Origin of the sequence: [Pantoea] beijingensis, assembly GCF_022647505.1 — a bacterium.
Classification (GTDB): domain Bacteria; phylum Pseudomonadota; class Gammaproteobacteria; order Enterobacterales; family Enterobacteriaceae; genus Erwinia; species Erwinia beijingensis.
In genome coordinates this window covers 2,131,795-2,154,286 of the sequence record NZ_CP071409.1, presented here as the reverse complement: position 1 = coordinate 2,154,286, position 22,492 = coordinate 2,131,795, and the positions used below count along the sequence as shown (strand labels likewise).

Here is a 22,492-nt window from a genome sequence, read left to right as displayed (position 1 = left end):
TTCTGTGATTAGAACCTGAGAAATAGAATAGTCAATTTCTACAGTATTATGAGAAAACCCACGGAAAAATCCGTGCGTCAGATATCCGACGTTAAACAGAGGATTGAAATTGAATGAATATACCTTTCTTAAGAACGCAACAGTGGTACTTATTCCTGAGGGACGATCGTACAGATGCCAACTCAAGTCACTACGGCGTCGTTTACGTTGGGTATTTCCTGCAGAGAAGCGCAACGAATGCCACGCCGTAAAACACCACGACAACCCTGTCAGGCTAAAATAAAAAAATGTTGCTAATTTGTTGTAAAAAATTGCCTCAAAAAGAGTATATGCTCACGTGAGGCAATATTCAATGGTAAATTGTTAGGGTGCTAACTAAATCGTTTTTCTCAGGAATGTCTACCCAGTGTGGCGACTTCACCGTCGCGTAATTTCTTTGGCCACCCTTGAAATTGTAGTGCAAAACCAATGAAGGCCAGAAAAATTGTGAACAACATTACGGCGGTGGTTACTATCAATACTTGTGAAATAAGTGATGAAACCGCGAGGCTTGCAAAGAAACACAGTCCCAGTTGCAGCATATTTTGCAAGGCTGCTGCTTTACCGGTTGCCTTTGGAAAAGGTAATAGGGCGTTGGCGACTACGATCGGGTAAATAGCACCATTTGCCATCGCCATCCCACAAAAAGGAATTAAGAGTGCGCTCAACGTAACGATGCCGGATAGCGCGACCAAAAAAATTGCCGTAATACTGATAGCATAACCCAGCAGTAACCAGGGCAGGATGGTTTTCCCGTCAACATGATTAAGCAGTGTGCGACAGCCAAATCCACCAATCAGAAATGCGATCGTTTGCGGAACGTAACTCAGGCCAATATCGCCCGGTGTCAGGCCAAGATTGGCCAAAATAAATGGCGACCCTGTTAGCCAGGCAAAAAAACTGGCAGAGCAGGCGGCATAAATCAGCACATTGCCGCTGTAAGGACGAGACTGTAATAGTGTGAAGAAACTGACCTTCTCCTGAGCATTATTATGTACTGTACTGGCGGTTTTGGTTTGCAGACGTAGTGTTGGAATGAATAACGCTATCGCAATGACGAACAGGGCAACAAAAATAGCGCGCCAGCTAAAATGGTTCAAAAGCCATGCACCCAACAAGGGTGCCAGTGCTGGAGAAAGGGCGACCAGCGGCATAATCGTAGCAAAAACGCGATTTGCCTGAGTGCCGCTATAGCGATCAACAACCAGTGCTTGCCAGCTCACTGCGGCCGAACAAACACCTATCGCTTGAACAAAACGCAGCGCTAATAACAGTGGCGCGCTTTCAACCCACAACATGCCCGCGCAGCCGACCGCAAACAGGCTCAGGCCCATTAACAATACTGGCTTACGCCCAATACGGTCCGATAAGGGCCCCCACACCAACTGAGCACAGGCAAAACCGGCCAGAAATATACTCAGGCTGGCGCTAATAGCCCCCGGATTGGTCTGGAGATCTTGTTGCATGGCGCCAAAGGCGGGAAGGTACATATCGGTAGCAAGAAATCCCAGCATGCTCAGCACGGCCAGGTAAATAAGGAAACCTTTCGACTTGATCATTAAACAGCTCTTTTTATATAGCAGGTGATTTTAACGCGGCTGAGTGTAAACGCGTGCCATACACGTTGTGAAACGCTAATATTTGCGTCTTGTTATCAAAATAATTGAAGGCAAATTGTGTGGTCTGAACATTCCCTTGAAGTGGTCGACGCTGTAGCGCGCACCGGCAGTTTTAGTGCAGCAGCGAATGAGCTACACCGTGTACCTTCAGCGGTAAGCTATACCGTGCGTCAGTTGGAAGAGTGGCTGGCGGTTAGCCTTTTTGAGCGCCGTCACCGCGATGTTATTCTGACGGATGCTGGTCGTCTTTTTATTCATGAAGGGCGAGGTGTTATCAAAAAAATGCTTGCCACCCGCAGACAGTGCCAACAGGTCGCTAATGGTTGGCGGGGGCAGTTGAGTATTGCGGTCGACCGTATTGTTAAACCGCAACGAACCCGGCAGTTGGTCCTTGATTTTTACCGTTTTTTTCCAGATATGGAGTTGCACGTTTCGTCTGAAGTGTTCAATGGCGTGTGGGATGCGTTAGCGGATGGCCGCGTCGACGTCGCTATTGGCGCGACGCAGGCGATTCCCGTGGGTGGGCGATTTGCTTTTCGCGACATGGGGGCGGTGAACTGGCGCTGCGTTGTAAAAGCAGGACATCCGCTGACGCGGCATTCAGGTGCCGTTGAGGATGACCGGATACGAGAGTGGCCATCGTTGGTACTGGAAGACACTTCCCGTGCGTTACCAAAACGGACGACCTGGACGCTGGACAATCAGCGACGACTGGTTACGCCCGACTGGGAAACTGCTTTTGATTGTTTGCTGGCGGGATTCTGTGTGGGTATGGTGCCAGGGCATTTTGCCGCGCCGTTAATAGCATCTGGAGCACTAAGTGAATTATCGCTGCCGGAAAGCTTCCCTGACAGCCCTTGCTGCGTGAGTTGGGCTGAGCAGAGTATGTCGCCGGCATTAAGCTGGCTACTGGATTATCTGGGAAGCAGTGAAACGATGAATGAAGAGTGGCTACGCGAGTGATACCGGGCGTTGCCCGGACCTGCATTCACAAACTCTTAGCGGCGGTAATCTCTGAAAGGACCATCGATTACCGAACGACGTTCTATCAGAGAAGGATGGACTTCAATTGTCTGCGGCTCTTCGCGTTTACTGGTAATTCGGTCCAGTAGCATTTCAAAGGCAGTTTCACCAAGCTGCACCTTCGGCTGGTGAACGGTAGTTAGCGCAGGGGTGAAGTAGCGAGCGTTACGCACGTTATCATACCCGATCACCGAAATATCCTGCGGAACCCGCAGCCCCATCTCATCGGCGGCACAAATCGCGCCCATTGCCATAATATCACCGCCACAGAATATGGCAGTTGGTCGGTTCTTTTGCGATAAAATTTGCTGCATTGCACGGTATCCGGATTCAGGCTCAAAATCTCCCTGAACGATCCACTCCTCGCGGACGGTAATATTGGCTTCAGCCAGCGCCTTCAGGAATCCTGCGTGCCGACCGCCGCCGGTATTGCGCTCCAACTGGCCTGGAATGGCTCCGATGTCCCGATGTCCCCGGTCAATCAGATAGCGTCCTGCCAGATAACCTCCGGAAAAGGCGTTATCGACGACTGTGTCGGTAAAGTCGCCGCGTGACATTCCCCAATCCATAACGACCATCGGAATGTTGCGATTCTCTTCCAGCATCTTCAGCAAATCATCGGGATATTCTGAGCACATGACCAGCAGTCCATCCACGCGCTTTTGCGCCATCATGGAAAGATAGGCGCGCTGTTTCTGCAAGTTGTTATGCGCATTGCCTAAAATCAGCGTATAGCCTTTATCAAAACAGCAATTTTCTACAGCTTCGATAATTTCAGCAAAATAGGGCGCTTCACTAGAGGTTGCCAACAGTCCAATTGATTTGGTGTGATTAACCTTGAGGCTGCGTGCAACGGCACTAGGAGAATAGTGTAACGCTTTGATTGCTGCCCATACTGCTTCCCGCGTGTCTTCCGCGACAAAGCGTGTTTTGTTGATGACATGAGAAACCGTGGTGGTGGAGACTCCCGCACGCTTTGCCACATCTTTAATTGTTGCCATTAAAATGCTACCCCTGCGCTTATCATAATTTGTTGATAAGCTTGATGTTAAACGTTTGCGTCCGCATCACCATTACCGACGGCAGTCGTTTATTCATTGCTGTCTGAATGACGTCGGGAAGGTAATTGACGTCTTGAGATACGGCCAGTGATGCGACGTTGCAGTCGTTGCGCAACGAAAAAAAGGAATTCTATCAAGGCTGTGAACAGAAAACGAGATTTTTACCTGCCATGTCAGGAAAATCTGTTCACCGCTATTGGTTGTCGTCATAATTCATGTTGTGAGATAGGATGTCTCTGACATTCAGATCGTGTTGCCAGTTAGTTTATCGACAGAATCTTATTTAAGGAGGTGTAATATGTGTACTAACCTGAAGTTATCGCTGATGACCACCGTTGGCGCATTGCTGATGATTATTGCGTTTAGCCTGGTGGCGGTAATGCATTAATCACAGATGCATAAGTATGAGGAAGGGGGGAGACAACGGAAAATGCTGATGGCCTCTCTTTCTCTGGTTATTGCTCGATTCGGAAAGTTGCGCAACACTGGTGGACATTACTACTGCGGTTCAAGACGTAAGACACACCACGTTAACGGATAGTTTTGGGCGTCATCACGCGCCTGGCCCCTACATAATGTCGTTGCCAGTAATCATCGCCAAGCGCGCTTATCTGTATGTCTTTGCCGGTGCGCGGAGACTGGATAAACTTGCCGTTACCGAGATAAACTCCAACGTGATCCGCTGCCCCACGATTATTAATCCGAAAAAAGACTAAATCGCCTTTTTCCAACGCTTCGCGATTTATCGTTGCAGCGTCACGTAAGTGGTACATTTCATTAGCGGTGCGTGGAATTTTAAACTTCACCAGGTCTTTATAGGCATACCAGACTAAACCGCTGCAATCAAAACCGGTATGGGGCGATGTACCTCCCCAAAGATAGGGCTTCCCGAGCTGACCCATTAATTTATTCATCGCGGTTTCACGCGCTTTCTGATAGCGCACCCGGTGAGCGGTACTGAGAGTCAATGAGCCATTCTCTGTCAGAGTTGGTGCTTTGGATGCGATTTTGCGTTGTTTACCATAATGCCTTATCAGTGGCTTCTTACCGGAGATGACGTGGGGCGTGGCAACGGCTGCAGTTTGTAGCGAAGGCTTTTTCTTTAGCTTTACTTTCTGAATCGAGGCTGTACGTGCTTTTTTAGGCGACGTTTTAACCTGGCGTCTTTTGCGCCGCTCATCTTCACGCGGGCTGCTTTTATCCACTTTTTTATGCTGATTTGCGGTAACAGAAGCATGTGGCGATGCGTGCGCCATATTAAAGAACAACTGTGCAAATGCCAGCATAAAGAGTGTGATGAGTAAACGCATGATCCCGCAACAGGTTATGCTCTCGTCGCATCAGAGAGCGGCTTAATAAAATTCTGCCCAACAAAAGCAGCGCCGATGAAAGATTCTAATCTAATTGATTTATAAAAGGTAAGGTCTTTTTTGCTTAAAACGTGGATTAGCGCAATCCGGTTTATAAATAAACATTATCAGTCGCTTATCTCGCCACTATTATGACGAAATGTTACTACTTAAAAAACGGTCAACCGTGCATTCCGCCAGCCGGATTGTTAGCCGTTTACATTCTCGCGAAGGTAACAGCACGCGATAAAGATTTAAGATATAGCCTTATCTACCAGTGATTATTTGGGCACAGTTGTTATTCTAGTCTATGTTTTTGGCATAATGGGCTCAAACTGGGCAATTATGATGAAAATGTCGTTTTCAGGTGATGCCGAGTATCGCTACAATAAATAGACACGAAGTAACGTATTAAGGAAGGCAATTATGAGTACTGTTGAAAAAATTCAGCGCCAGATCGCAGAAAACCCAATCCTGCTTTACATGAAAGGCTCGCCAAAGCTGCCAAGCTGTGGGTTCTCTGCGCAGACGGTTCAGGCTCTCTCTGCCTGTGGCGAACGCTTTGCCTACGTGGATATCCTGCAAAATCCGGACATCCGCGCCGAGCTGCCAAAGTATGCTAACTGGCCAACGTTCCCACAACTGTGGGTTGATGGCGAGTTAGTTGGTGGCTGCGATATCGTCATTCAGATGTATCAGGCGGGGGAATTACAGCAGCTGATTAAAGAAACAGCGGCTAAATATCCCGCTGAAGAAAACTAATCACTGAGAATAAGGGCGGATTCCCGCCCTTATTTACACATCTGTGTTAGCTATCGACTTCCTGATCGTGCGCCTCTGCGGGCACTAAAGGCCAACCCCCTAAGCGTTTCCAGCGATTGACCAGCTCACAAAAAAGATCGGCCGTTTGCTGCGTGTCATAAAGTGCAGAGTGTGCCTGGGTGCTATCGAAAGAGATCCCCGCGGCGATACATGCTTTTGCCAACACTGTTTGACCAACAACCAGCCCGCTAAGTGCGGCAGTATCAAAAGTGACAAATGGGTGGAAAGGATTACGTTTCAGGCTGGCCCGTTCTGCGGCGGCATTCATAAAACTAAGATCGAATGTCGCGTTATGCGCCACCATAATGGCGCGATTGCAGCCTTTATCCTTAATCCCTTTGCGCACCAGTTTGAAAATAGCGTGCAGTGCCTCATATTCACTCACCGCACCGCGCAATGGGTTATGGGGATCAATGCCGTTGAAGGCGAGTGCCTCCGGTTGAAGAATTGCTCCCTCAAATGGCGCTACGTGGAAATGGAGCGTCTCATCTTTCTCCAGCCAGCCGTTTTCATCCATTTTTAAAGTGACGGCAGCAATTTCCAATAGCGCATCTGTTTTTGCATTAAAACCTGCGGTTTCAACATCAATAACTACCGGATAAAAACCGCGAAAGCGATCGCTCAGGGTATTCAATTCTTTCAATTCAGACATCAGGATCTCGTCGACGGGAAAATGCAGCGCATAGTATGGCAAATTTCAGGGAGGGATGCAGCCGGGGAGATGTTCAAGAGAGCGCCATACACATACAGGCACTCTCACACACCCCCCTGCGGCAATTAATTACCGAGGCCGTGGTCTGCCTGTTTATTTTCAATCAGCTCAATTTTATAGCCGTCAGGATCTTCAACGAACGCGATAATGGTTGTGCCGCCTTTTACCGGACCTGCTTCGCGAGAAACCGTGCCGCCATCTTTACGAATACGCTCGCAGGTTGCGGCAACATCATCAACGCCTAACGCAATATGTCCATAGGCGTTACCGAGATCATATTCATTAACGCCCCAGTTATACGTCAGCTCAAGGACGGCACCTTCGCTCTCATCAGTGAATCCAACAAAAGCCAGCGTATATTTATATTCGGTGTTTTCACTGGTACGCAGCAGCCTCATTCCCAGTACCTTGGTATAAAAATCGATTGAACGTTGCAGATCGCCAACACGTAGCATGGTGTGAAGTAAGCGCATAAATTCCTCATCCAGTTAAGAGCTGTCATCAGACAGCAGAAAAAACGTACTCAGTATATACCCAAAATATTCAAAGAGCAGGGCGCACCGCTTCCGGGTGCAGACAGATATTTTGCAAGTCACGCCATTACCTTTTACTCAGGTTGTCCTATCGTTCGCGTTTGACTTACGTTCGAAAGTTTACTGAGCGGATGTCACAGGAATAATCATGTGACATCCGGCAGCGCTAATTTACTGCCGTCGAGTACGATTATCCCACGCTTATAAGGTGGGGTAATCGGTATAGCCTTCCGCACCGCCGCCATGAAAAGTTTCTGGTTTGGGGGTGTTTAATGGCGCATTTTGCCTCAGACGTTCAACCAGGTCCGGGTTAGAGATAAAGTTACGGCCAAAAGCCACGGCATCGATCAGACCTTGTTGAATCAATGTTTCTGCCTTGTCTGCCGTATAGGCACCTGAACCCACAATTACCCCGGGATAAACCGCCCTGATAGCTTTGCGGAATGACTCCGTATAGGCCGGGCCTCCCATCCAGTCAGGTTCAGAAATGTGTAGATAGGCGAGGTTGCGTTTGGCCAGCTCGGCAATGTAATACAGCGCAGCCCCTTCCTGATCTTCACCGTTGTCCAGACCATTGAATGGACCCAGAGGGGATATACGGATGCCAATTCGCTCGGCGGTCCAGCCAGCAATGGCAGCATCAAGCACTTCAAGTGCAAAACGTGTGCGGTTTTCGATGCTGCCACCGTATTCGTCGTCACGTTGGTTAGTTGACGGCGATAAGAATTGATGAACCAGATAGCCGTGCGCTGAGTGTAGCTCCATCAAATCAAAATTGGCTTCACGTGCATTAATTGCTGACTGTCCAAAGTCTTTCACAATTTCCGCAATTTCTGCTTTATCCAGTGCCCGAGGCGAGGAGGTGGATACACGAATGGTAAGACCATTTTCATCCCGCAGGGAAGTTCGGGTATCTGCTGAGAGAACGGCTGAAGGGGCAACAGGGGCTTTACCTTCGGGTTGCAGGCTGCTGTGGGAAATGCGGCCGGTATGCCATAGCTGAACACAACTGCGCCCGCCAGCCTGATGAATACCGGCGTTAATGTGCTTCCACGCAGCAATCTGCTCTGGGGTATGCAAGCCTGGCGCACCGGCATAACCTTTAGCCTGGAAAGAGATTTGGGTCGCTTCGGTAATAATCAAGCCTGCGGTAGCACGCTGACGATAATACTCGCCCATTAATGGCGTAGGGATATCACCGGGTTCAATGCTACGCAATCGTGTCAGCGGGGCCATAAAAATTCGGTTTGGAACGGTGATCGCGCCCACTTTAAGTGGGGTGAAAAGCTGAGTAATTTTCATAATAACCTTAATGATACCGTAGTAGACCGGTCGACTAGTTAATGTGTTTTTTTTGAATCAGACGTCAGGCAACATTTGTTGAATTACCGTAATAGCCTGTTTCAGTGGCGTGTTATCGCGGCGAATTTTAGCCTGCAGACTGGCGCCGAGCCAGAGTATATAAAGCATTTCGGCACAGTTTTCAGGCGAAGAAAATAGCGGAACTTGCTGTTCTTTAACTGCTCGATGCAGCGTCACTGATAACACAGCAATGATCGCTCTGGAACCTTTATCGAGTGCTACGCGCATAGATTCGGACAGATCGCAAACTTCTGCGGACAATTTGGCGGAAAGACAGGCATCCGCACAGTTGTTTTCGCCGAAGGAGTCATGTGCTCGCTGATAATAAGTGATGATGCGCTGGCGCGGATTAGCCATATCTTCTTCGAGAAATGCACGTATTGACTGAAGATAATGTGCGAAATAGTGCTCCAGCATGGCAACGCCAAAGGCTTCTTTAGAACGGTAGTAATGATAAAACGACCCTTTCGGCACACCGGCCACGCCCAGTAGTTCGCTTAATCCCATGCCGTTAAAACCACGCTGCAGACAAAGTTGCTCGGCGGTTAGTAGCAGATGCTCACAGGTATCATGGCGTGTCGTTTTATTCATGTGCCCAGCGTAATAGACCAGTCAGTCTAATGCAACCCCTGTTATTCTATGACCGGCAGGTCTTCATCATATCCAGCCCTGGCTGATATTCTTTTGTCTCCACATTCAGCATTCCCAGTAACGTATGAAAAAGGTTGTCCTGAGAAACATTGTCATGCTCCGCTTTTTGGCGTAAACACGCCGTGTTAACGCGATACGTACGGGTATAATCAGGCGACATCCAGAATAAAAAAGGAATATGTGTTTGCTGGCTGGGGGCGAAGACGTATGGCGTACCGTGCAGATAGATGCCATGTTCACCCAGAGACTCACCATGATCGGAGAGATACACCAACGCAACGTTAAATCTATCGCTATAAGCTTTCAACATCTTGATGGTGTCGCTCAGCATCGAATCGGTATACAGCAATGAGTTATCATAAGTATTTACCAATGCCTGAGGCGTGCAATCCTGGATCTGATTCGTGTCACAGGTGGGGGTAAATTTGCGCATGTCTGGAGGATAGCGCAAATAATAAGCCGGGCCGTGGCTGCCCATTTGATGTAGAACGATGAGGGTATCTTGCTTTACGCTATCGATATATTCGGGCAATCGATACAGCAGCATGCCGTCCTGACAATATCCCTTTTGACAAAATGCATTGGCCTGCCACTGCGTCATATCCGTGTGCGGGATACGGTCGCAGGCACCTTTACAGCCGCTGTCATTCTCTCGCCACAGCACGTTAATGCCCGCGTGTGAAAGGATATCAAGGACCCCTTCCTGATGAAGCGCAAGGTTGGCGTTATAATCATTGCGTGACATATTTGAGAACATGCAGGGCACAGAAACAGCAGTTTCTGTACCACAAGAGGTGGCATTTTTGTAATAGATCACCCCTTGTTCTTTTAATTGCGGATTGGTTTCACGTGAATAGCCGCCTAACGAAAAGTTCTCTGCTCGCCCGGTTTCACCCAGTACAAAGATCACCAGCGTTTTTTTCTTTTCCGCGACTGCCAGAGCCCCTTTTTTAGCATCGAGACCAATGGGAATTAAGGCTTGATCGCCCGCCAACCAACGCGTATTTATATAATGCCCTGTGCCACTGACTACGTTAACCGGTGTAATCATCTTTACCAGCCCGCGGTTATTCCGAATCATTGAGGCATAATCTTTATAAAAACAAGCGGCTATCAACAGCGCCACGGAGATCGCACAAACGGTGTACAGGGCTCGCGACACCAGCCGAAATAGCCATTTTTGAGGGTGCGCAATATTCACTAATGACACAATGAGGGCAGGAATGATGCCCATGATCAGCATCCACAAAAGATAGCGGTAGCTGAAGAGCGACGCGGCTTCCTGCATATTGGTTTCGAAGACGTTTTGCATCATATTGGCGTCAATGACGGCACCAAAACTGAACATGAAATAGTTCGCCGCCGCGCTGGCCAGTAGCAAGAGAACCAACAGCGGTTTACGCAACCATGGCAGCGATAAAACACTAACGATGATGATAAACGCGCAAAAAAGAACCAGTGGTACGGTGGCGGCAAACAGATAATCATGCAGATTGCGAAAGAGAATGACTTTCCATGCATGAATAATAAAAATACCGTTTGAGACGAGAGCGAAAAAAAGAGCAGTCCCTAGCGTGAATGTCTTTTCGTTACAGCGTAATTTAATCAAGGATGTCATAAACCAGGCAGGGTGATGGAGTGGACGTCAGCATAATGAAAAAAGCTTAGCTAAACCTTAATCTGGATTAAACACCGTGCGCCTGTTAATAGTGAGAGTAACCAGCGAGAGGTCGCCTACAGCAAAACCTATCAATGACGCTCGCTTTCTGGGAAATACGCAGATAATGAAGAGTTGACGTGGCTATTTTCACAAAATTGCTGCATCAGGGGTTGCGGCCAGGGAATAAGCACTATTCAATAAAGCCTGTTGATGTGTTTGAGGAAATCCGGTGGCCGAACAGCTTGAGTTTTTCCCGGTTCCCAGTCCGTGCCGGGGGATATGCCAGTCTGACGAGCGTGGCTATTGCCGCGGTTGCATGCGCAGTCGCGATGAGCGCTTTAACTGGATCAAATTCAGTGATGCACAAAAACGTGAGGTTTTGCGTTTGTGTCGTCAACGTTTTCAGCGTCTTCAGCGCGGTGGCAAAAACGCCGTGCAGGATGATCCGGACCAACCCTCACTATTCTGATATCAAATCTGCAACGTACCCTCAATAATAGATTCTTGTTCAACGGCTTATGGCCGATATGGAGAATAAAAACATGTTACAACGTTTATCAATTGCGCCGCAGGGCCCCATGTTCTCGCGACTGATTATGGGTTATTGGCGTTTGATGGAGTGGGGCATGACGCCGCAACAACTGGTGACCTTTATTGAACAGCATCTTGAGCTGGGTGTAACGACCGTCGATCATGCTGACATTTATGGTGATTACCAGTGTGAAGCCGAGTTTGGCAAAGCGTTGCGTCTTGCGCCAGCGTTGCGCCAGCGGCTTGAGCTCGTAACGAAATGCGGTATCGCGACCAAAGCCAACCCTGAGAACAAAATTGGTCATTACATTACCGAAAAATCACATATCATCGCCAGCGCTGAAAATTCCCTGCGTTATTTTAATACAGATTATCTCGATCTTTTACTGATCCACCGTCCCGACCCGCTGATGGATGCGGATGACGTGGCGGAAGCCTTTATTGAGCTACATCAGAGTGGCAAAGTTAAGCACCTGGGTGTGTCTAATTTTACACCGGGGCAGTTTTCACTACTGCAATCACGGTTACCGTTTGGCCTGGTGACGAATCAACTGGAAATTTCTCCACTGCATCAGCCGCTAATACTGGATGGTACGCTCGATCAGTGCCAACAGGCACGTATTAAGCCGATGGCGTGGTCCTGCCTTGGCGGAGGTCGGCTTTTTAGCGATGATGCTTACCAGCCGCTGCGTGACGAACTTAGCGCGGTAATGCAGGAGACGGGAGCGGACAATATTGAACAGGTAGTCTATGCGTGGGTCATGCGCCTGCCTTCCCAGCCGCTACCCATTATCGGCTCCGGCAAAATTGAACGCGTCCGTGCGGCATTGCGCTCAACGGAAATCAGCCTATCGCGGCAGCAATGGTTTCGCATCCGTAAAGCAGCCCTTGGTTATGATGTCCCCTGATACTCTGCAATAACACGGTTGTGGTCTGCGGCCAGGGACGGCAGGTACCCGCGAATAACCGCTTTTAAACCTAAAAAGTGAGCTTTAACGCAAAACTAACCTTTTATCCAGCAGGGCGTCGACATTACGTCCAGGCTTAAAGTCGCTTCTATCCGCTATTTTATTAGCTCTTCTGCCGTCGGATAGTGCGAAACCGCCGTGCTTGCTTTGTGCTTTAGTTTATTACGCGCTGTCCGCGTGCACATTGCCAGTAATAAAGACTTTCGGCGGGTAGGCTCTACGTAAACGATTTCGATAGCATTCAAAGGAGTTGGGATGAAAGGTTATGGTTTAGCAGCCGCTGCATTGCTGGTATGGGGCTCCGCGCAGGCCGCGAGTCAAATCGTTGAATTACATAGTGTAACCGAACAGGGTATCGGGCAGTCTCTCGGTAGCGTCAGGATTGATGAAACCGAGTATGGCCTGATGTTTACTCCGCATCTTAATTCGCTTCCCCCCGGCATTCATGGGTTTCACGTCCATGCGAAAGGGAGTTGCGAACCCGCGATGACCGACGGCAACATGACGGCAGCAGGGGCGGCGGGAGGACATTTCGACCCACAAAATAGTGGTAAGCATCTTGGCCCCTATCAGGATGGCCATGCAGGCGATCTTCCCGCACTATTTGTGACCTCAGATGGAATGGCAACCTATCCACTACTGGCTCCGCGCATCAAAAAACTGTCTGAAATCTCCAATAAAGCGTTAATGGTGCATGCGGGTGGTGATAATCACGCCGATCACCCCAAGCCTCTTGGCGGTGGCGGTGCGCGCTTCGCCTGCGGGGTTATCAAATAACGACTTAAGTACTGCTGGCTTGCGCGCTTGCTGGCAGCGCCTGCTTTAATTGTGATAATGAGCAGAACAGACGCCATAGTATGCCTGCCAGCTCCTGGGCACCGCTATCGTGTCCGGCGAGCAGGGCGTCAATCATGCTTTGTAGCGCATCAAGCGTTTCATCAAGTGATGAATGATGGACGCCGCGCTCGCTGATAATCTGGTGCAGTCCTCGCAGGCTGGCATCACGGATATTTGCCAACGCTGGCGACGTAGCGTGCCAGTCACGCAACTGCCAGACGATATGTGAGCAGTTAAGCAATACCACCCCCCAGCGCAGGAGCCAAACGCGGGCGTGCTCATCCCGGCTGTTATTTAACTGACTAATTCGGTGATAAATCTTTGACTCAAATCGGCTTTCGCTAAGCTGTGGTCGGCGTCCGAGCTGGTCAAGAAACTCGCGACGTAGCGCGCGGATATTGCGTCGACTTTTACGCTTATCTGAACTGGGGCGCAGAATTTGAAACGCCAGCCAGGCGAGCAAAACGCCACAGACCTTCGCCAGATTATCATTCAGGAAACTCTGATAGTCATAGACCGGAGGGTTGGTCACAGCCAGAAATGAGCCCATAAATACAATAAACTGTCCCCACAGGCCCGCCCGCGCTTTTTGCTGCAACTTAAACAGCTGTAGCGTGATTAACAGCGGAAAGAGCAGGATTAAAAACTGCCATAGCCGATCGATTTGAACCATCACGCCGAATTTCATCATAAAACTAAAAACTGAAAGCAGCAGAAGCGTTTTTAATAGTAGCGTTGTACTGCTAGTTGGCGAGGGTGCTGAAGAGTAAAGCACACAGCTGATGGCAGTGAGGGTAAGTGCGGAGCTGCCTGCATCCCACTGGGTGTTAATCCAGAAGGTACAGCCCAGGACAATGACGCAAAAAGTACGAAGCGCACTCCAACTGGCCTCTGCGCTATCGGTGTGGCGAGCCAGCGCGGCGACCGGCGGTGGCGAAAGACGCACAGTGGCATCAGCCCGGGAAAACTGACGTAGCCAGCGACTCAAATTAAGGTACATCCAGCAAAAATAACGCAGGCGATGCCAAAATGCGCGATGGCGGTAGTCACCCTCCACGCCCGGCGCGGCATTTTGTAAGATACGCGCCAGACGATACTTATCACAATCGCTGCGTGACAACTCGATCAGCAACTGTTGCAGGGCGCTGAACAGAACTTCAGGCGGGTCAGGCCAGTTCACAAGCATCCGGCGCAGGCTGGATATAACGCTGGTCAATCGCAATTGTTGATGCAGGATATAATTAAGCACATTGTTCTGCCGTCGGAATCGGTAGTGGCTCCAGAAGGCCTGAATACGCAGTAGGTTCATCGTCAGAATCTGGCTAATGACCTTTTCGTGCGCCGTGCGAATATTCTCGGTCGTCTCCTTTTGCAGTAACAAACTGGCGTGCTGCAGAATTTTCCCGTGCATATCGTTCAGCGAGGCGATCAGCGTCTCACCATCTGAGGTGCTTGGTAGCACCATCATCATAAAGCCACCGCAAAGAATCCCCGAAATGACTTCGCAAACGCGCGCCTGAGTAATTTCCCACAGGCTGCCAATATCCGTGACGTTAACCATGCTGAAAGCGATAATGGCAGCGGTATAACCGGAAAGCGAGAAAGCGTAAGCCACATTATTTTGATAGTGATTTGAAATCCAGGTACACAGCGCCAGCCACCCGGCGATAGTCAGGGTGAATAACCAGGGTTCATTGAGCGTGTGTCCGGCAATCAATAACGCCGCGCCCGCGCCCAGTAAGCTCCCGGCAATCCGCCCCAGACTCTTGCCTATCACACCACCTACTGTAGGAAAGCTAACAACCGCCGCGGAGGTCATTGCCCAGTAGGGCTCATCCAGATCGAGCGCGTAGGCGATACTTAATGCCAGGCACATGGCAATCGTGTTACGAAGGGCATAACGCCATTGGCCCCCGGTCGCTTTGAACCAGGGGAGCTGCTTCCATTCCAGCCAGTTGAGATTCATCGGCGCGACTACGGCAGGATAGTGACGGTGGCTGTTGTACCTGCAACCAGCGGCACAGCCTCAGGTACCTGCGTCAATGCAATGCGTACCGGTACGCGTTGGGCCAGGCGAACCCACGGAACATTCGGTTTGATATCAGGGACCAGACCGCTGTCCGTTTCTACACTTTGATCGTAAATTGCACGACCAATGCTTTCCACTTTCCCTTCCAGTCGCCGGTCGTTGCTGTACAAGACGATATCTGCTCTGGCACCCTGACGAATATGCCGTAGTTTGGTCTCTTCAAAGTAACCAACAATATAAAAGGAATGGCTATCAACCAACGCAAAAACTGGTGAACCGCTGGTTGCGTAGTTACCAGGACGCAGGGATAGATTGGTTATCCAGCCGTCAACAGGCGCATAGACATGTGTTTGTTGTAGATTCCACTGCGCCTGTTCCAGCATTGCCTGTGCCGCTTTTTCAGAGGCAGCCATTGAATTGGCGTTCAGGTTAGCGGCGTCCAAATCCTCGGCGGAGATAACGTTATGCGGCAAACCGCGCCGACGCGCGGCCTCATGCTGAGCTTTGGCCAGGTCTGCCTGTGCTTTGCTGAGCTGCGCCTGTGCATTAAGCAAGGCAATGCGGTATGGCTCGTCGTCAAGGGTGAAGAGCAGGCTACCTTTTCGTACGAATTGATTATCTTTAACCTGCAACTGAGTAATTCGCCCCGAAACCTGAGACGTAATATCGACCAGTTCAGCCCTGACCTTACCATCACGCGTCCACGGTGATTGCATATAGTAATTCCACAACCACCAGCCAGCACACAGCGCAGCAGCGAAAACAATCACGGTAGAAAAATATTTTAAGCTATTCAGTCTCATAAATTTATCCGCGACTAATCCACCACAAGGAGACACTGACACAAAGCACAAACAGAGAAAGATCCATTAATGTAGGATGCCAGATTTCACCGGAGTAGAGCCAACCTCGTAGGAGAGGATGCAACAATAGCCAGATAAAGAATCCCAGCAGTACCGCTTTAAAAATGGGAGGAAAAAACAGCGATGCGCCAAAAACTAAGTCGGTGAGGGGAGCAGCGGAGCTTATTAGCGTTGTTGCCACGAATCATCATCCTTTATTGCGGGTTAAATCATACCCGAAAGTAAATACATCTTCTTAAGAATCATGTCTCATGAATTTGTATTTTGTCCTGTAAACTCGCAATATAGTCTAGAATCAAGCTTGATAGGTAGCAAGCTAATTATAAGGAGATGAAATTGGACACGCCACTAGGAACGGATCTGGCACGTTTAGTGCGCATTTGGCGCGCTTTGATAGATCAGCGGCTTAAACCGCTGGAATTGACGCAAACTCACTGGGTTACGCTGCATAACATCCATCAGTTGCCGCCAGAGCAGTCGCAGATCCAGCTGGCTAAGGCGATTGGTATTGAACAACCGTCGTTGGTACGCACGCTGGATCAGTTGGAAGAGAAGGGGTTGATTACCCGTTGTATTTGTACCAATGACCGACGTGCTAAACGTATCAAATTGACCAAAGAGTCTGAACCTATCATCAGTGAAGTTGAGCACGTTATTGACGCAACCCGTGATGATATCTTATCGGGAATTTCCGATCAGGAAGTCAAACAGTTGGTGACATTGATCGCTCGCCTTGAGAAAAACATCCTTGAACTACAAAATAAAGACGAATGAATGCCATAAAAAAACCGGCTAGCACGGAATGCTGCCGGTTTTAAAAGGTAACGGAGGGTATTAGCGAGGGGAGACGGTCACCTGGCTGCCGTTTGAAGCCATCATTACACGCTGGCCAACCGCATAGCGGCTTGCCGCCTGTTTCTGCACGACCAGAATGGTATTGCCGTCGTCTTTGCGGATTTCAAGCTCAACGCCATCGGCTTTGTTTATCGCACCTTGTACGCCCTGGCCTGCTACACCACCAAGCACAGCGCCACCCGCAGTGGCCAGACTGCGTCCGGCACCACCACCGATGGTATTCCCGAGGAATCCACCCAGCACTGCACCACCAATAGCGCCGATGACATTGCTTTCATCGCCGCCCTGGATTTTAACCGGACGGACGGAAACGAGCGTACCGTAAGTGACGCTTTGTACCTGTTTAGCTTCATTCGCGCTATAAACATCACCGGAAAGCGTGTCGGTATTGGTACATCCTGCCAGCGTCATCCCCGCTAATGCCACGATAAGTAAATGCTTAATCATTGTTGAAGCTCCTTTAATTGCTTGTGCTGCGCAGAAGGTGCAGCCGTCGATAACTTCATTATACCCTGCTTACTTAAGATTGCAGCGGTGTTAGCCGCATCCATTTTACCCAACGTGCTGATATCAGTCAGCACATTGGGACACATCCGCCGGCTATAACATCAAGTTATTTCTGCATAAGTGGCATCGGTCTGTTTCCGATTCTAGTCGAAAACAGACAATGACGCAGCATAGACCATCTGAAGTAAACAATAATTCAATCGTCCCATAAAAATCGGCTGTGATGAAAAGTGTTGGACAGGTCAAAAATAGCAATTAATCATAGAATTACAGGAGTAATTTTGCCAGGCTGAAGGGAATCATCTCTCCCTTCCAAGATGGAAGTAAGGCAATCAAATGAAATCAGGGCGTTATATAGGTGTGATGTCCGGTACGAGCCTCGATGGTATTGATGTGGTTTTGGCAGCAATTAATGAAGAAATGGTCGTGCAGCAGGCAAGTTACTGCCATCCTATCCCCCTCGATATTCGGCAGGCGATCCTGGCGATTTGCCAGGGACAAAACCTCACGCTTTCTCAGCTAGGCCAGTTGGATACGCGATTGGGTAAGCTTTTTGCTGAAGCTGTATTAGCGATGCTGAGTCAACACAGGCTGGAGCCTGATGACGTTACGGCGATAGGCTGTCACGGGCAAACTGTCTGGCATGAACCGCAAAGTGATGCGCCGAACACCCTGCAAATTGGAGATAACAACCAGATCGCTGCTGCCAGTGGTATTACCGTCGTCGGTGATTTCCGACGCCGTGATATGGCACTAGGCGGGCAGGGCGCACCACTGGTTCCGGCATTCCATCATGCGCTGCTGATGCATCCGGATGAACGGCGGATGGTCCTGAATATTGGCGGTATCGCCAATTTATCGCTGCTCATTCCGGGGACGCCTGTTCGGGGCTATGACACCGGACCTGGCAACATGCTGGTGGATGCCTGGATTTGGCGTCAGCAGGGCAAAACATACGATAATGATGGCGAATGGGCCAGCGGCGGCAGTGTGGTTTTGCCCCTATTACACTCGATGCTGGCCGACCCATGGTTTTCGCTGCCGGCACCGAAAAGTACGGGGCGCGAGTATTTCAATCTTAGCTGGGTCGAAAAACAGTTACAGCGTTTTCCTGGGCTATCGCCACAGGATGTCCAGACGACACTGGTGGAACTGACAGCGATATCGGTTGCCGAACAGGTGATGCTAAGCGGAGGATGCGAACGTCTGCTGGTCTGTGGTGGAGGGCGGCGTAACCCGGTGTTAATGGCACGCCTTTCCACGCACTTAGCTGGCACCGAAGTGATGATGACCGATCAGGTCGGCATCAGCGGTGATGATATGGAGGCGCTGGCCTTCGCATGGCTGGCTTATCGTACACTCTCCGGGCAACCCGGTAATTTGCCTTCGGTAACCGGTGCCCGGTGCGCAAGTGTATTGGGTGCAATTTATCCTGCAAGTCGAAGCTGAGCGTCTTCTGGCGGGGAAACCAATAAGGAGCACAGAATGAAGAAACAACTGGCGATTGGCGCGGTGGTGCTTACTCTTTCGGGCTGTGGATTGATGTCATCCCAATCGCACGAAGAGGTTCAGACGTTGCATTATCTCTGCGGCACAATGCCCCTGACGGTGACTCAGGACAATAGCCGCCAGCAGGTTAGTTTTATTATGGATGGCACACCGTTGAAGCTTAAACAGGTCGTTGCCGCTTCCGGTAGCCGCTATACCGATGGCAACTATGTATTCTGGTCTAAAGGGGATGCCGCTTTTATTCAGCGTAATGACAAAATTATCGTTAATGATTGTCAGCGACAATCAGCCGGTTAAGTCATTGAAGTTCATCAGGGTGAGGCGCACAATGGTGTCACCTTATTATTTTTTTCAGAAGTCAGCCCCATGACCGAAAGCGATAATTTGCAACAAATTGCCCATCTGCGCCGTGAATATACGCGGGGTGGGTTGCGGCGTAACGATCTTCCTGATGAACCGCTGTCGCTCTTTGAGCGTTGGTTACGTCAGGCGTGCGACGCGCAGTTGCCCGATCCTACCGCTATGTCCGTTGCGACCGTTGATGAAAACGGGCAGCCGTGGCAGCGTATTGTGCTGCTTAAGCACTACGATGAAAAAGGAATGGTATTTTATACCAATCTTGGCAGCCGTAAGGCTCGGCAGTTAGAAAACAATCCCCGCATCAGCCTGCTATTTCCATGGCATATGCTGGAGCGTCAGGTCATGGTTGCCGGTAGTGTAGAAAAATTATCGACATTGGAAGTCCTGCGCTATTTTCACAGTCGCCCACGCGATAGCCAGATTGGTGCCTGGGTTTCGAAACAATCGAGCCGTATTTCAGCACGAGGCGTACTGGAGAGTAAATTTCTCGAACTTAAGCAAAAATTTCAGCAGGGTGAGGTGCCGTTGCCCAGTTTTTGGGGGGGCTTTCGTGTGAAAATCGACTCGATGGAGTTTTGGCAAGGTGGTGAGCACCGCTTGCATGACCGTTTCTTTTACCAGCGTTTAGCTGAAGGTTGGAAAATCGACCGGTTAGCGCCCTGAATGGATGAAATATCCCCTTAAGCGCTGGCACTGAATGCGTCGGCGTTTTATTCTATACGCCGTTTATTTCCGGTTGCGTTTAAGTGGGTTCCAGTTTGCAACCCGGCTCTGCAGAGAACTTCCGGAGCCGGATGGTGTTGGCTGCGTCCCGCAACTCGAATAAACCCGGGGTGATCCCTTATTTTTCTCCGCACCAAAGCGGAAAGCTGTGTACCGGCCCAGGTGCAGACGTTTCTACATGGAGTCTTTGATGGCCAGCAGTAACCTGATTCAACAATTGCAAGAGCGGGGCTTAGTTGCCCAGGTAACGGATGAAGACGCGTTAGCAGCACGACTGGCGCAGGGGCCAATCGGTCTCTATTGCGGTTTCGATCCGACTGCCGACAGCTTGCATTTGGGCCATCTGGTGCCATTGCTTTGCCTGAAGCGTTTTCAGGATGCCGGCCACAAGCCGGTTGCACTGGTTGGTGGTGCGACGGGAATGATTGGCGATCCTAGCTTCAAAGCAGCCGAACGTAAGCTGAATACCGCAGAAACGGTAAACGAATGGGTTGATAAAATCCGTAAGCAAGTTGCACCGTTCCTTGATTTTGATTGCGGCAGCAACAGCGCGATTGCCGCCAATAACTACGACTGGTTTGGCAGCATGAACGTTCTGACCTTCCTGCGTGATATTGGTAAGCATTTCTCTGTTAATCAAATGATTAATAAAGAGGCGGTGAAGCAACGTCTGAACCGTGACGATCAGGGCATCTCTTTTACCGAATTCTCTTATAACCTGCTGCAAGGCTATGACTTTGCCTGCCTCAATGAGCGCCATGATGTTGTGTTGCAGATTGGGGGTTCCGACCAGTGGGGCAACATCACGTCCGGCATCGACTTAACCCGCCGTTTGCATCAAAATCAAGTCTTTGGTTTGACCGTACCGTTAATCACCAAATCTGATGGGACGAAGTTCGGCAAAACCGAAGGCGGTGCGGTGTGGCTGGATGCGAAGAAAACCAGCCCATACAAATTTTACCAGTTCTGGATTAATACCGCTGATGCGGATGTATATCGTTTCCTGAAGTTTTTCACTTTTATGAGCGTTGAAGAGATCGCTGCACTGGAAGAGGAAGACAAAACCAGCGGTAAGGCTCCACGTGCGCAATACGTGCTGGCTGAACAGGTCACAAAGTTGGTGCATGGCGAGAACGGCCTGACGGCAGCTAAACGCATCACACAGAGCCTGTTTTCTGGTTCATTGACCGATATGACTGAGGCAGACTTCGAGCAGCTGGCGCAGGACGGTATGCCGACCATTATGCTGACAGCGGAAGACGACCTGCAACAGGCGCTGGTCAACGCGGAGTTGGTCCCGTCTCGCGGGCAGGCGCGCACCATGATTGGCTCGAATGCGGTCACCGTGAATGGCGAAAAACAATCTGATGCCGAATATCGTTTTAATCAAGTTGACAAACTATTTGGCCGTTTCACGCTACTTCGCCGCGGTAAAAAACACTACTGTCTGGCGTGCTGGAAATAACGGCAACGGTATTTACGCGGTAAGAAATGCACTGCGGTGATTTACGCTCAGATAATACGGGCAACTCAGGGCCGGTTTACCGGCCCATTTTATTGGTAGTCAGGTGCAGCAGGTCCCATCACCATGAAAAATATTCTTTCTATTCAGTCCCACGTTGTGTTTGGCCATGCCGGTAACAGTGCGTCAGAATTTCCTATGCGCCGAATGGGGGCAAATGTGTGGCCGCTTAATACCGTTCAGTTCTCAAATCATACACAGTATGGGCACTGGACCGGCGCGGTGATGCCAGCTTCGCATCTCACTGATATTGTTAAAGGGATTGCTGATATCGATCGTCTGAAAACCTGTGATGCTGTCTTGAGTGGTTACCTGGGCTCGGCCGAGCAGGGAGAACACATTCTGGAGATTGTCAAACAGGTAAAAACGGCAAACCCTGATGCATGGTATTTCTGCGATCCTGTTATGGGGCATCCGGAAAAAGGCTGCATTGTGGCGCCGGGCGTTGCGACATTTCATTGTGAGTCAGCATTACCAGCCAGCGATATTATTGCCCCAAACTTGCTTGAGCTGGAGATGCTAAGTGGCAAAACGCTGGGTAGTGTTGATGACGCGGTTATTGCAGCACGTGAATTGATTGCGCGTGGGCCGAAAGTGGTACTGGTAAAACACCTGGCGCGTGCGGGTTACCGCAGCGATCGTTTTGAAATGCTGCTGGTTACTGCCGATGAGGCATTTCACATCAGTCGCCCGCTGGTGGATTTTGGCGTGCGTCAACCGGTTGGCGTGGGCGATCTGACCAGCGGTTTACTGCTGGTGAACCTGTTGCATGGTGCATCCCTGCAGCACGCGCTTGAGCACGTTACCGCAGCAGTATATGAAGTGATGTTAAAAACGCATCAAATGGGCGAGTACGAACTGCAACTGGTGGCAGCGCAAAATGAAATTGCTCAGCCTTTGCATCATTTTCAAGCGATCAAGTTATAAGAATGGTTTTGGGAGCCGTCGCTCGTAAGG

General features: G+C 49.8%; 24 protein-coding genes. 12 read left to right on the top strand and 12 right to left on the bottom strand.

Annotated features, from left to right (window positions below; all coding sequences use genetic code 11):
- Positions 1-389: 389 nt before the first annotated feature.
- Positions 390-1,598: a purine nucleoside transporter PunC gene (gene punC / locus J1C60_RS09670; RefSeq protein WP_128174304.1), complete on the bottom strand. Its 1,209-nt coding sequence runs from the start codon at positions 1,596-1,598 to the stop codon at positions 390-392.
- Between the two features lie 117 nt (positions 1,599-1,715).
- Here punC and punR point away from each other — a divergent pair, with 117 nt between their 5' ends.
- On the top strand, positions 1,716-2,621 hold the full coding sequence (punR, locus tag J1C60_RS09665) for a DNA-binding transcriptional activator PunR (RefSeq protein ID WP_128174306.1): 906 nt from the start codon (positions 1,716-1,718) through the stop codon (positions 2,619-2,621).
- A 35-nt stretch (positions 2,622-2,656) separates the two neighbouring features.
- Here the strand turns inward: punR and purR are convergent, their stop codons facing one another.
- Positions 2,657-3,682 carry an HTH-type transcriptional repressor PurR gene (purR, locus tag J1C60_RS09660; RefSeq protein WP_128174307.1) on the bottom strand — a complete coding sequence of 342 codons (1,026 nt, stop codon included), beginning with the start codon at positions 3,680-3,682 and terminating at the stop codon, positions 2,657-2,659.
- Positions 3,683-4,040: 358 nt separating this feature from the next.
- Here purR and cydH point away from each other — a divergent pair, with 358 nt between their 5' ends.
- Positions 4,041-4,130, top strand: coding sequence for a cytochrome bd-I oxidase subunit CydH (gene cydH, locus J1C60_RS09655; protein WP_128174309.1), 90 nt, complete (start codon positions 4,041-4,043; stop codon positions 4,128-4,130).
- Between the two features lie 142 nt (positions 4,131-4,272).
- Here the strand turns inward: cydH and J1C60_RS09650 are convergent, their stop codons facing one another.
- Positions 4,273-5,052 (bottom strand): C40 family peptidase, encoded by a 780-nt coding sequence (locus J1C60_RS09650; protein WP_128174311.1) that lies wholly within the window; start codon positions 5,050-5,052, stop codon positions 4,273-4,275.
- 462 nt (positions 5,053-5,514) lie between these two features.
- On the opposite strand from J1C60_RS09650, the gene J1C60_RS09645 reads away from it, so the two are divergent.
- Positions 5,515-5,853 carry a Grx4 family monothiol glutaredoxin gene (locus tag J1C60_RS09645; protein WP_128174313.1) on the top strand — a complete coding sequence of 113 codons (339 nt, stop codon included), beginning with the start codon at positions 5,515-5,517 and terminating at the stop codon, positions 5,851-5,853.
- Positions 5,854-5,899: 46 nt separating this feature from the next.
- On the opposite strand, the gene rnt is transcribed toward J1C60_RS09645, so the two are convergent.
- The 5 genes from rnt to eptA form a co-directional block, all read right to left on the bottom strand.
- On the bottom strand, positions 5,900-6,565 hold the full coding sequence (gene rnt / locus J1C60_RS09640; protein ID WP_182611398.1) for a ribonuclease T: 666 nt from the start codon (positions 6,563-6,565) through the stop codon (positions 5,900-5,902).
- 125 nt (positions 6,566-6,690) lie between these two features.
- Positions 6,691-7,098, bottom strand: a complete 408-nt coding sequence (gloA, locus tag J1C60_RS09635; RefSeq protein WP_128174314.1) for a lactoylglutathione lyase — start codon at positions 7,096-7,098, stop codon at positions 6,691-6,693.
- Between the two features lie 261 nt (positions 7,099-7,359).
- Complete coding sequence (gene nemA / locus J1C60_RS09630) at positions 7,360-8,460, bottom strand: alkene reductase (RefSeq protein WP_128174316.1); 1,101 nt, start codon at positions 8,458-8,460, stop codon at positions 7,360-7,362.
- A 57-nt stretch (positions 8,461-8,517) separates the two neighbouring features.
- Entirely contained in the window at positions 8,518-9,111 is a 594-nt protein-coding gene (locus J1C60_RS09625) for a TetR/AcrR family transcriptional regulator (RefSeq protein WP_128174318.1), read from the bottom strand.
- A 46-nt stretch (positions 9,112-9,157) separates the two neighbouring features.
- On the bottom strand, positions 9,158-10,789 hold the full coding sequence (eptA, locus tag J1C60_RS09620) for a phosphoethanolamine transferase EptA (protein ID WP_128174320.1): 1,632 nt from the start codon (positions 10,787-10,789) through the stop codon (positions 9,158-9,160).
- 271 nt (positions 10,790-11,060) lie between these two features.
- Here eptA and J1C60_RS09615 point away from each other — a divergent pair, with 271 nt between their 5' ends.
- The 3 genes from J1C60_RS09615 (at position 11,061) to sodC (ending at position 13,107) form a co-directional block, all read left to right on the top strand.
- Entirely contained in the window at positions 11,061-11,300 is a 240-nt protein-coding gene (locus tag J1C60_RS09615; protein WP_128174322.1) for a DUF1289 domain-containing protein, read from the top strand.
- A gap of 73 nt (positions 11,301-11,373) precedes the next feature.
- The gene (locus J1C60_RS09610) at positions 11,374-12,270 is read left to right on the top strand and encodes an aldo/keto reductase (protein WP_128174324.1); all 897 of its coding nucleotides are present in this window, start codon (positions 11,374-11,376) and stop codon (positions 12,268-12,270) included.
- 315 nt (positions 12,271-12,585) lie between these two features.
- A complete protein-coding gene (sodC, locus tag J1C60_RS09605; RefSeq protein WP_128174326.1) occupies positions 12,586-13,107 on the top strand; it encodes a superoxide dismutase family protein in 522 nt (173 codons plus the stop codon).
- A gap of 4 nt (positions 13,108-13,111) precedes the next feature.
- Here the strand turns inward: sodC and J1C60_RS09600 are convergent, their stop codons facing one another.
- Genes J1C60_RS09600 through J1C60_RS09590 form a run of 3 tightly spaced genes read right to left on the bottom strand, consistent with a single transcriptional unit; the run spans position 13,112 to position 16,240 of the window.
- The gene (locus J1C60_RS09600; protein ID WP_128174328.1) at positions 13,112-15,133 is read right to left on the bottom strand and encodes an FUSC family protein; all 2,022 of its coding nucleotides are present in this window, start codon (positions 15,131-15,133) and stop codon (positions 13,112-13,114) included.
- 8 nt (positions 15,134-15,141) lie between these two features.
- Entirely contained in the window at positions 15,142-15,999 is an 858-nt protein-coding gene (locus J1C60_RS09595) for an efflux RND transporter periplasmic adaptor subunit (protein ID WP_128174329.1), read from the bottom strand.
- 4 nt (positions 16,000-16,003) lie between these two features.
- A complete protein-coding gene (locus tag J1C60_RS09590) occupies positions 16,004-16,240 on the bottom strand; it encodes a DUF1656 domain-containing protein (RefSeq protein WP_128174331.1) in 237 nt (78 codons plus the stop codon).
- Positions 16,241-16,389: 149 nt separating this feature from the next.
- Here J1C60_RS09590 and slyA point away from each other — a divergent pair, with 149 nt between their 5' ends.
- Positions 16,390-16,833, top strand: coding sequence for a transcriptional regulator SlyA (gene slyA, locus J1C60_RS09585; RefSeq protein WP_164877252.1), 444 nt, complete (start codon positions 16,390-16,392; stop codon positions 16,831-16,833).
- Between the two features lie 60 nt (positions 16,834-16,893).
- On the opposite strand, the gene J1C60_RS09580 is transcribed toward slyA, so the two are convergent.
- Entirely contained in the window at positions 16,894-17,361 is a 468-nt protein-coding gene (locus tag J1C60_RS09580; RefSeq protein ID WP_128174335.1) for an outer membrane lipoprotein, read from the bottom strand.
- 396 nt (positions 17,362-17,757) lie between these two features.
- On the opposite strand from J1C60_RS09580, the gene anmK reads away from it, so the two are divergent.
- The 5 genes from anmK to pdxY all read left to right on the top strand — a co-directional run bounded on the left by anmK (position 17,758) and on the right by pdxY (position 22,462).
- The gene (anmK, locus tag J1C60_RS09575; RefSeq protein WP_128174336.1) at positions 17,758-18,870 is read left to right on the top strand and encodes an anhydro-N-acetylmuramic acid kinase; all 1,113 of its coding nucleotides are present in this window, start codon (positions 17,758-17,760) and stop codon (positions 18,868-18,870) included.
- Positions 18,871-18,906: 36 nt separating this feature from the next.
- The gene (locus J1C60_RS09570) at positions 18,907-19,227 is read left to right on the top strand and encodes an MliC family protein (RefSeq protein ID WP_128174338.1); all 321 of its coding nucleotides are present in this window, start codon (positions 18,907-18,909) and stop codon (positions 19,225-19,227) included.
- Positions 19,228-19,296: 69 nt separating this feature from the next.
- Positions 19,297-19,953 carry a pyridoxamine 5'-phosphate oxidase gene (pdxH, locus tag J1C60_RS09565; protein ID WP_128174340.1) on the top strand — a complete coding sequence of 219 codons (657 nt, stop codon included), beginning with the start codon at positions 19,297-19,299 and terminating at the stop codon, positions 19,951-19,953.
- A 250-nt stretch (positions 19,954-20,203) separates the two neighbouring features.
- Complete coding sequence (gene tyrS / locus J1C60_RS09560) at positions 20,204-21,478, top strand: tyrosine--tRNA ligase (RefSeq protein ID WP_128174342.1); 1,275 nt, start codon at positions 20,204-20,206, stop codon at positions 21,476-21,478.
- A 123-nt stretch (positions 21,479-21,601) separates the two neighbouring features.
- A complete protein-coding gene (gene pdxY / locus J1C60_RS09555; RefSeq protein ID WP_128174344.1) occupies positions 21,602-22,462 on the top strand; it encodes a pyridoxal kinase PdxY in 861 nt (286 codons plus the stop codon).
- Positions 22,463-22,492: the final 30 nt, after the last annotated feature.

What these genes read in the sequence shown, in the direction of transcription:
- punC (WP_128174304.1), bottom strand. Translation starts at nt 1,598, where the DNA reads ATGATCAAGTCGAAAGGTTTCCTTATTTACCTGGCCGTGCTGAGCATG.
- purR (WP_128174307.1), bottom strand. Translation starts at nt 3,682, where the DNA reads ATGGCAACAATTAAAGATGTGGCAAAGCGTGCGGGAGTCTCCACCACC.
- cydH (WP_128174309.1), top strand. Translation starts at nt 4,041, where the DNA reads ATGTGTACTAACCTGAAGTTATCGCTGATGACCACCGTTGGCGCATTG.
- J1C60_RS09650 (WP_128174311.1), bottom strand. Translation starts at nt 5,052, where the DNA reads ATGCGTTTACTCATCACACTCTTTATGCTGGCATTTGCACAGTTGTTC.
- rnt (WP_182611398.1), bottom strand. Translation starts at nt 6,565, where the DNA reads ATGTCTGAATTGAAAGAATTGAATACCCTGAGCGATCGCTTTCGCGGT.
- gloA (WP_128174314.1), bottom strand. Translation starts at nt 7,098, where the DNA reads ATGCGCTTACTTCACACCATGCTACGTGTTGGCGATCTGCAACGTTCA.
- nemA (WP_128174316.1), bottom strand. Translation starts at nt 8,460, where the DNA reads ATGAAAATTACTCAGCTTTTCACCCCACTTAAAGTGGGCGCGATCACC.
- J1C60_RS09625 (WP_128174318.1), bottom strand. Translation starts at nt 9,111, where the DNA reads ATGAATAAAACGACACGCCATGATACCTGTGAGCATCTGCTACTAACC.
- eptA (WP_128174320.1), bottom strand. Translation starts at nt 10,789, where the DNA reads ATGACATCCTTGATTAAATTACGCTGTAACGAAAAGACATTCACGCTA.
- J1C60_RS09610 (WP_128174324.1), top strand. Translation starts at nt 11,374, where the DNA reads ATGTTACAACGTTTATCAATTGCGCCGCAGGGCCCCATGTTCTCGCGA.
- sodC (WP_128174326.1), top strand. Translation starts at nt 12,586, where the DNA reads ATGAAAGGTTATGGTTTAGCAGCCGCTGCATTGCTGGTATGGGGCTCC.
- J1C60_RS09600 (WP_128174328.1), bottom strand. Translation starts at nt 15,133, where the DNA reads ATGAATCTCAACTGGCTGGAATGGAAGCAGCTCCCCTGGTTCAAAGCG.
- J1C60_RS09595 (WP_128174329.1), bottom strand. Translation starts at nt 15,999, where the DNA reads ATGAGACTGAATAGCTTAAAATATTTTTCTACCGTGATTGTTTTCGCT.
- slyA (WP_164877252.1), top strand. Translation starts at nt 16,390, where the DNA reads ATGAAATTGGACACGCCACTAGGAACGGATCTGGCACGTTTAGTGCGC.
- J1C60_RS09580 (WP_128174335.1), bottom strand. Translation starts at nt 17,361, where the DNA reads ATGATTAAGCATTTACTTATCGTGGCATTAGCGGGGATGACGCTGGCA.
- anmK (WP_128174336.1), top strand. Translation starts at nt 17,758, where the DNA reads ATGAAATCAGGGCGTTATATAGGTGTGATGTCCGGTACGAGCCTCGAT.
- J1C60_RS09570 (WP_128174338.1), top strand. Translation starts at nt 18,907, where the DNA reads ATGAAGAAACAACTGGCGATTGGCGCGGTGGTGCTTACTCTTTCGGGC.
- pdxH (WP_128174340.1), top strand. Translation starts at nt 19,297, where the DNA reads ATGACCGAAAGCGATAATTTGCAACAAATTGCCCATCTGCGCCGTGAA.
- tyrS (WP_128174342.1), top strand. Translation starts at nt 20,204, where the DNA reads ATGGCCAGCAGTAACCTGATTCAACAATTGCAAGAGCGGGGCTTAGTT.
- pdxY (WP_128174344.1), top strand. Translation starts at nt 21,602, where the DNA reads ATGAAAAATATTCTTTCTATTCAGTCCCACGTTGTGTTTGGCCATGCC.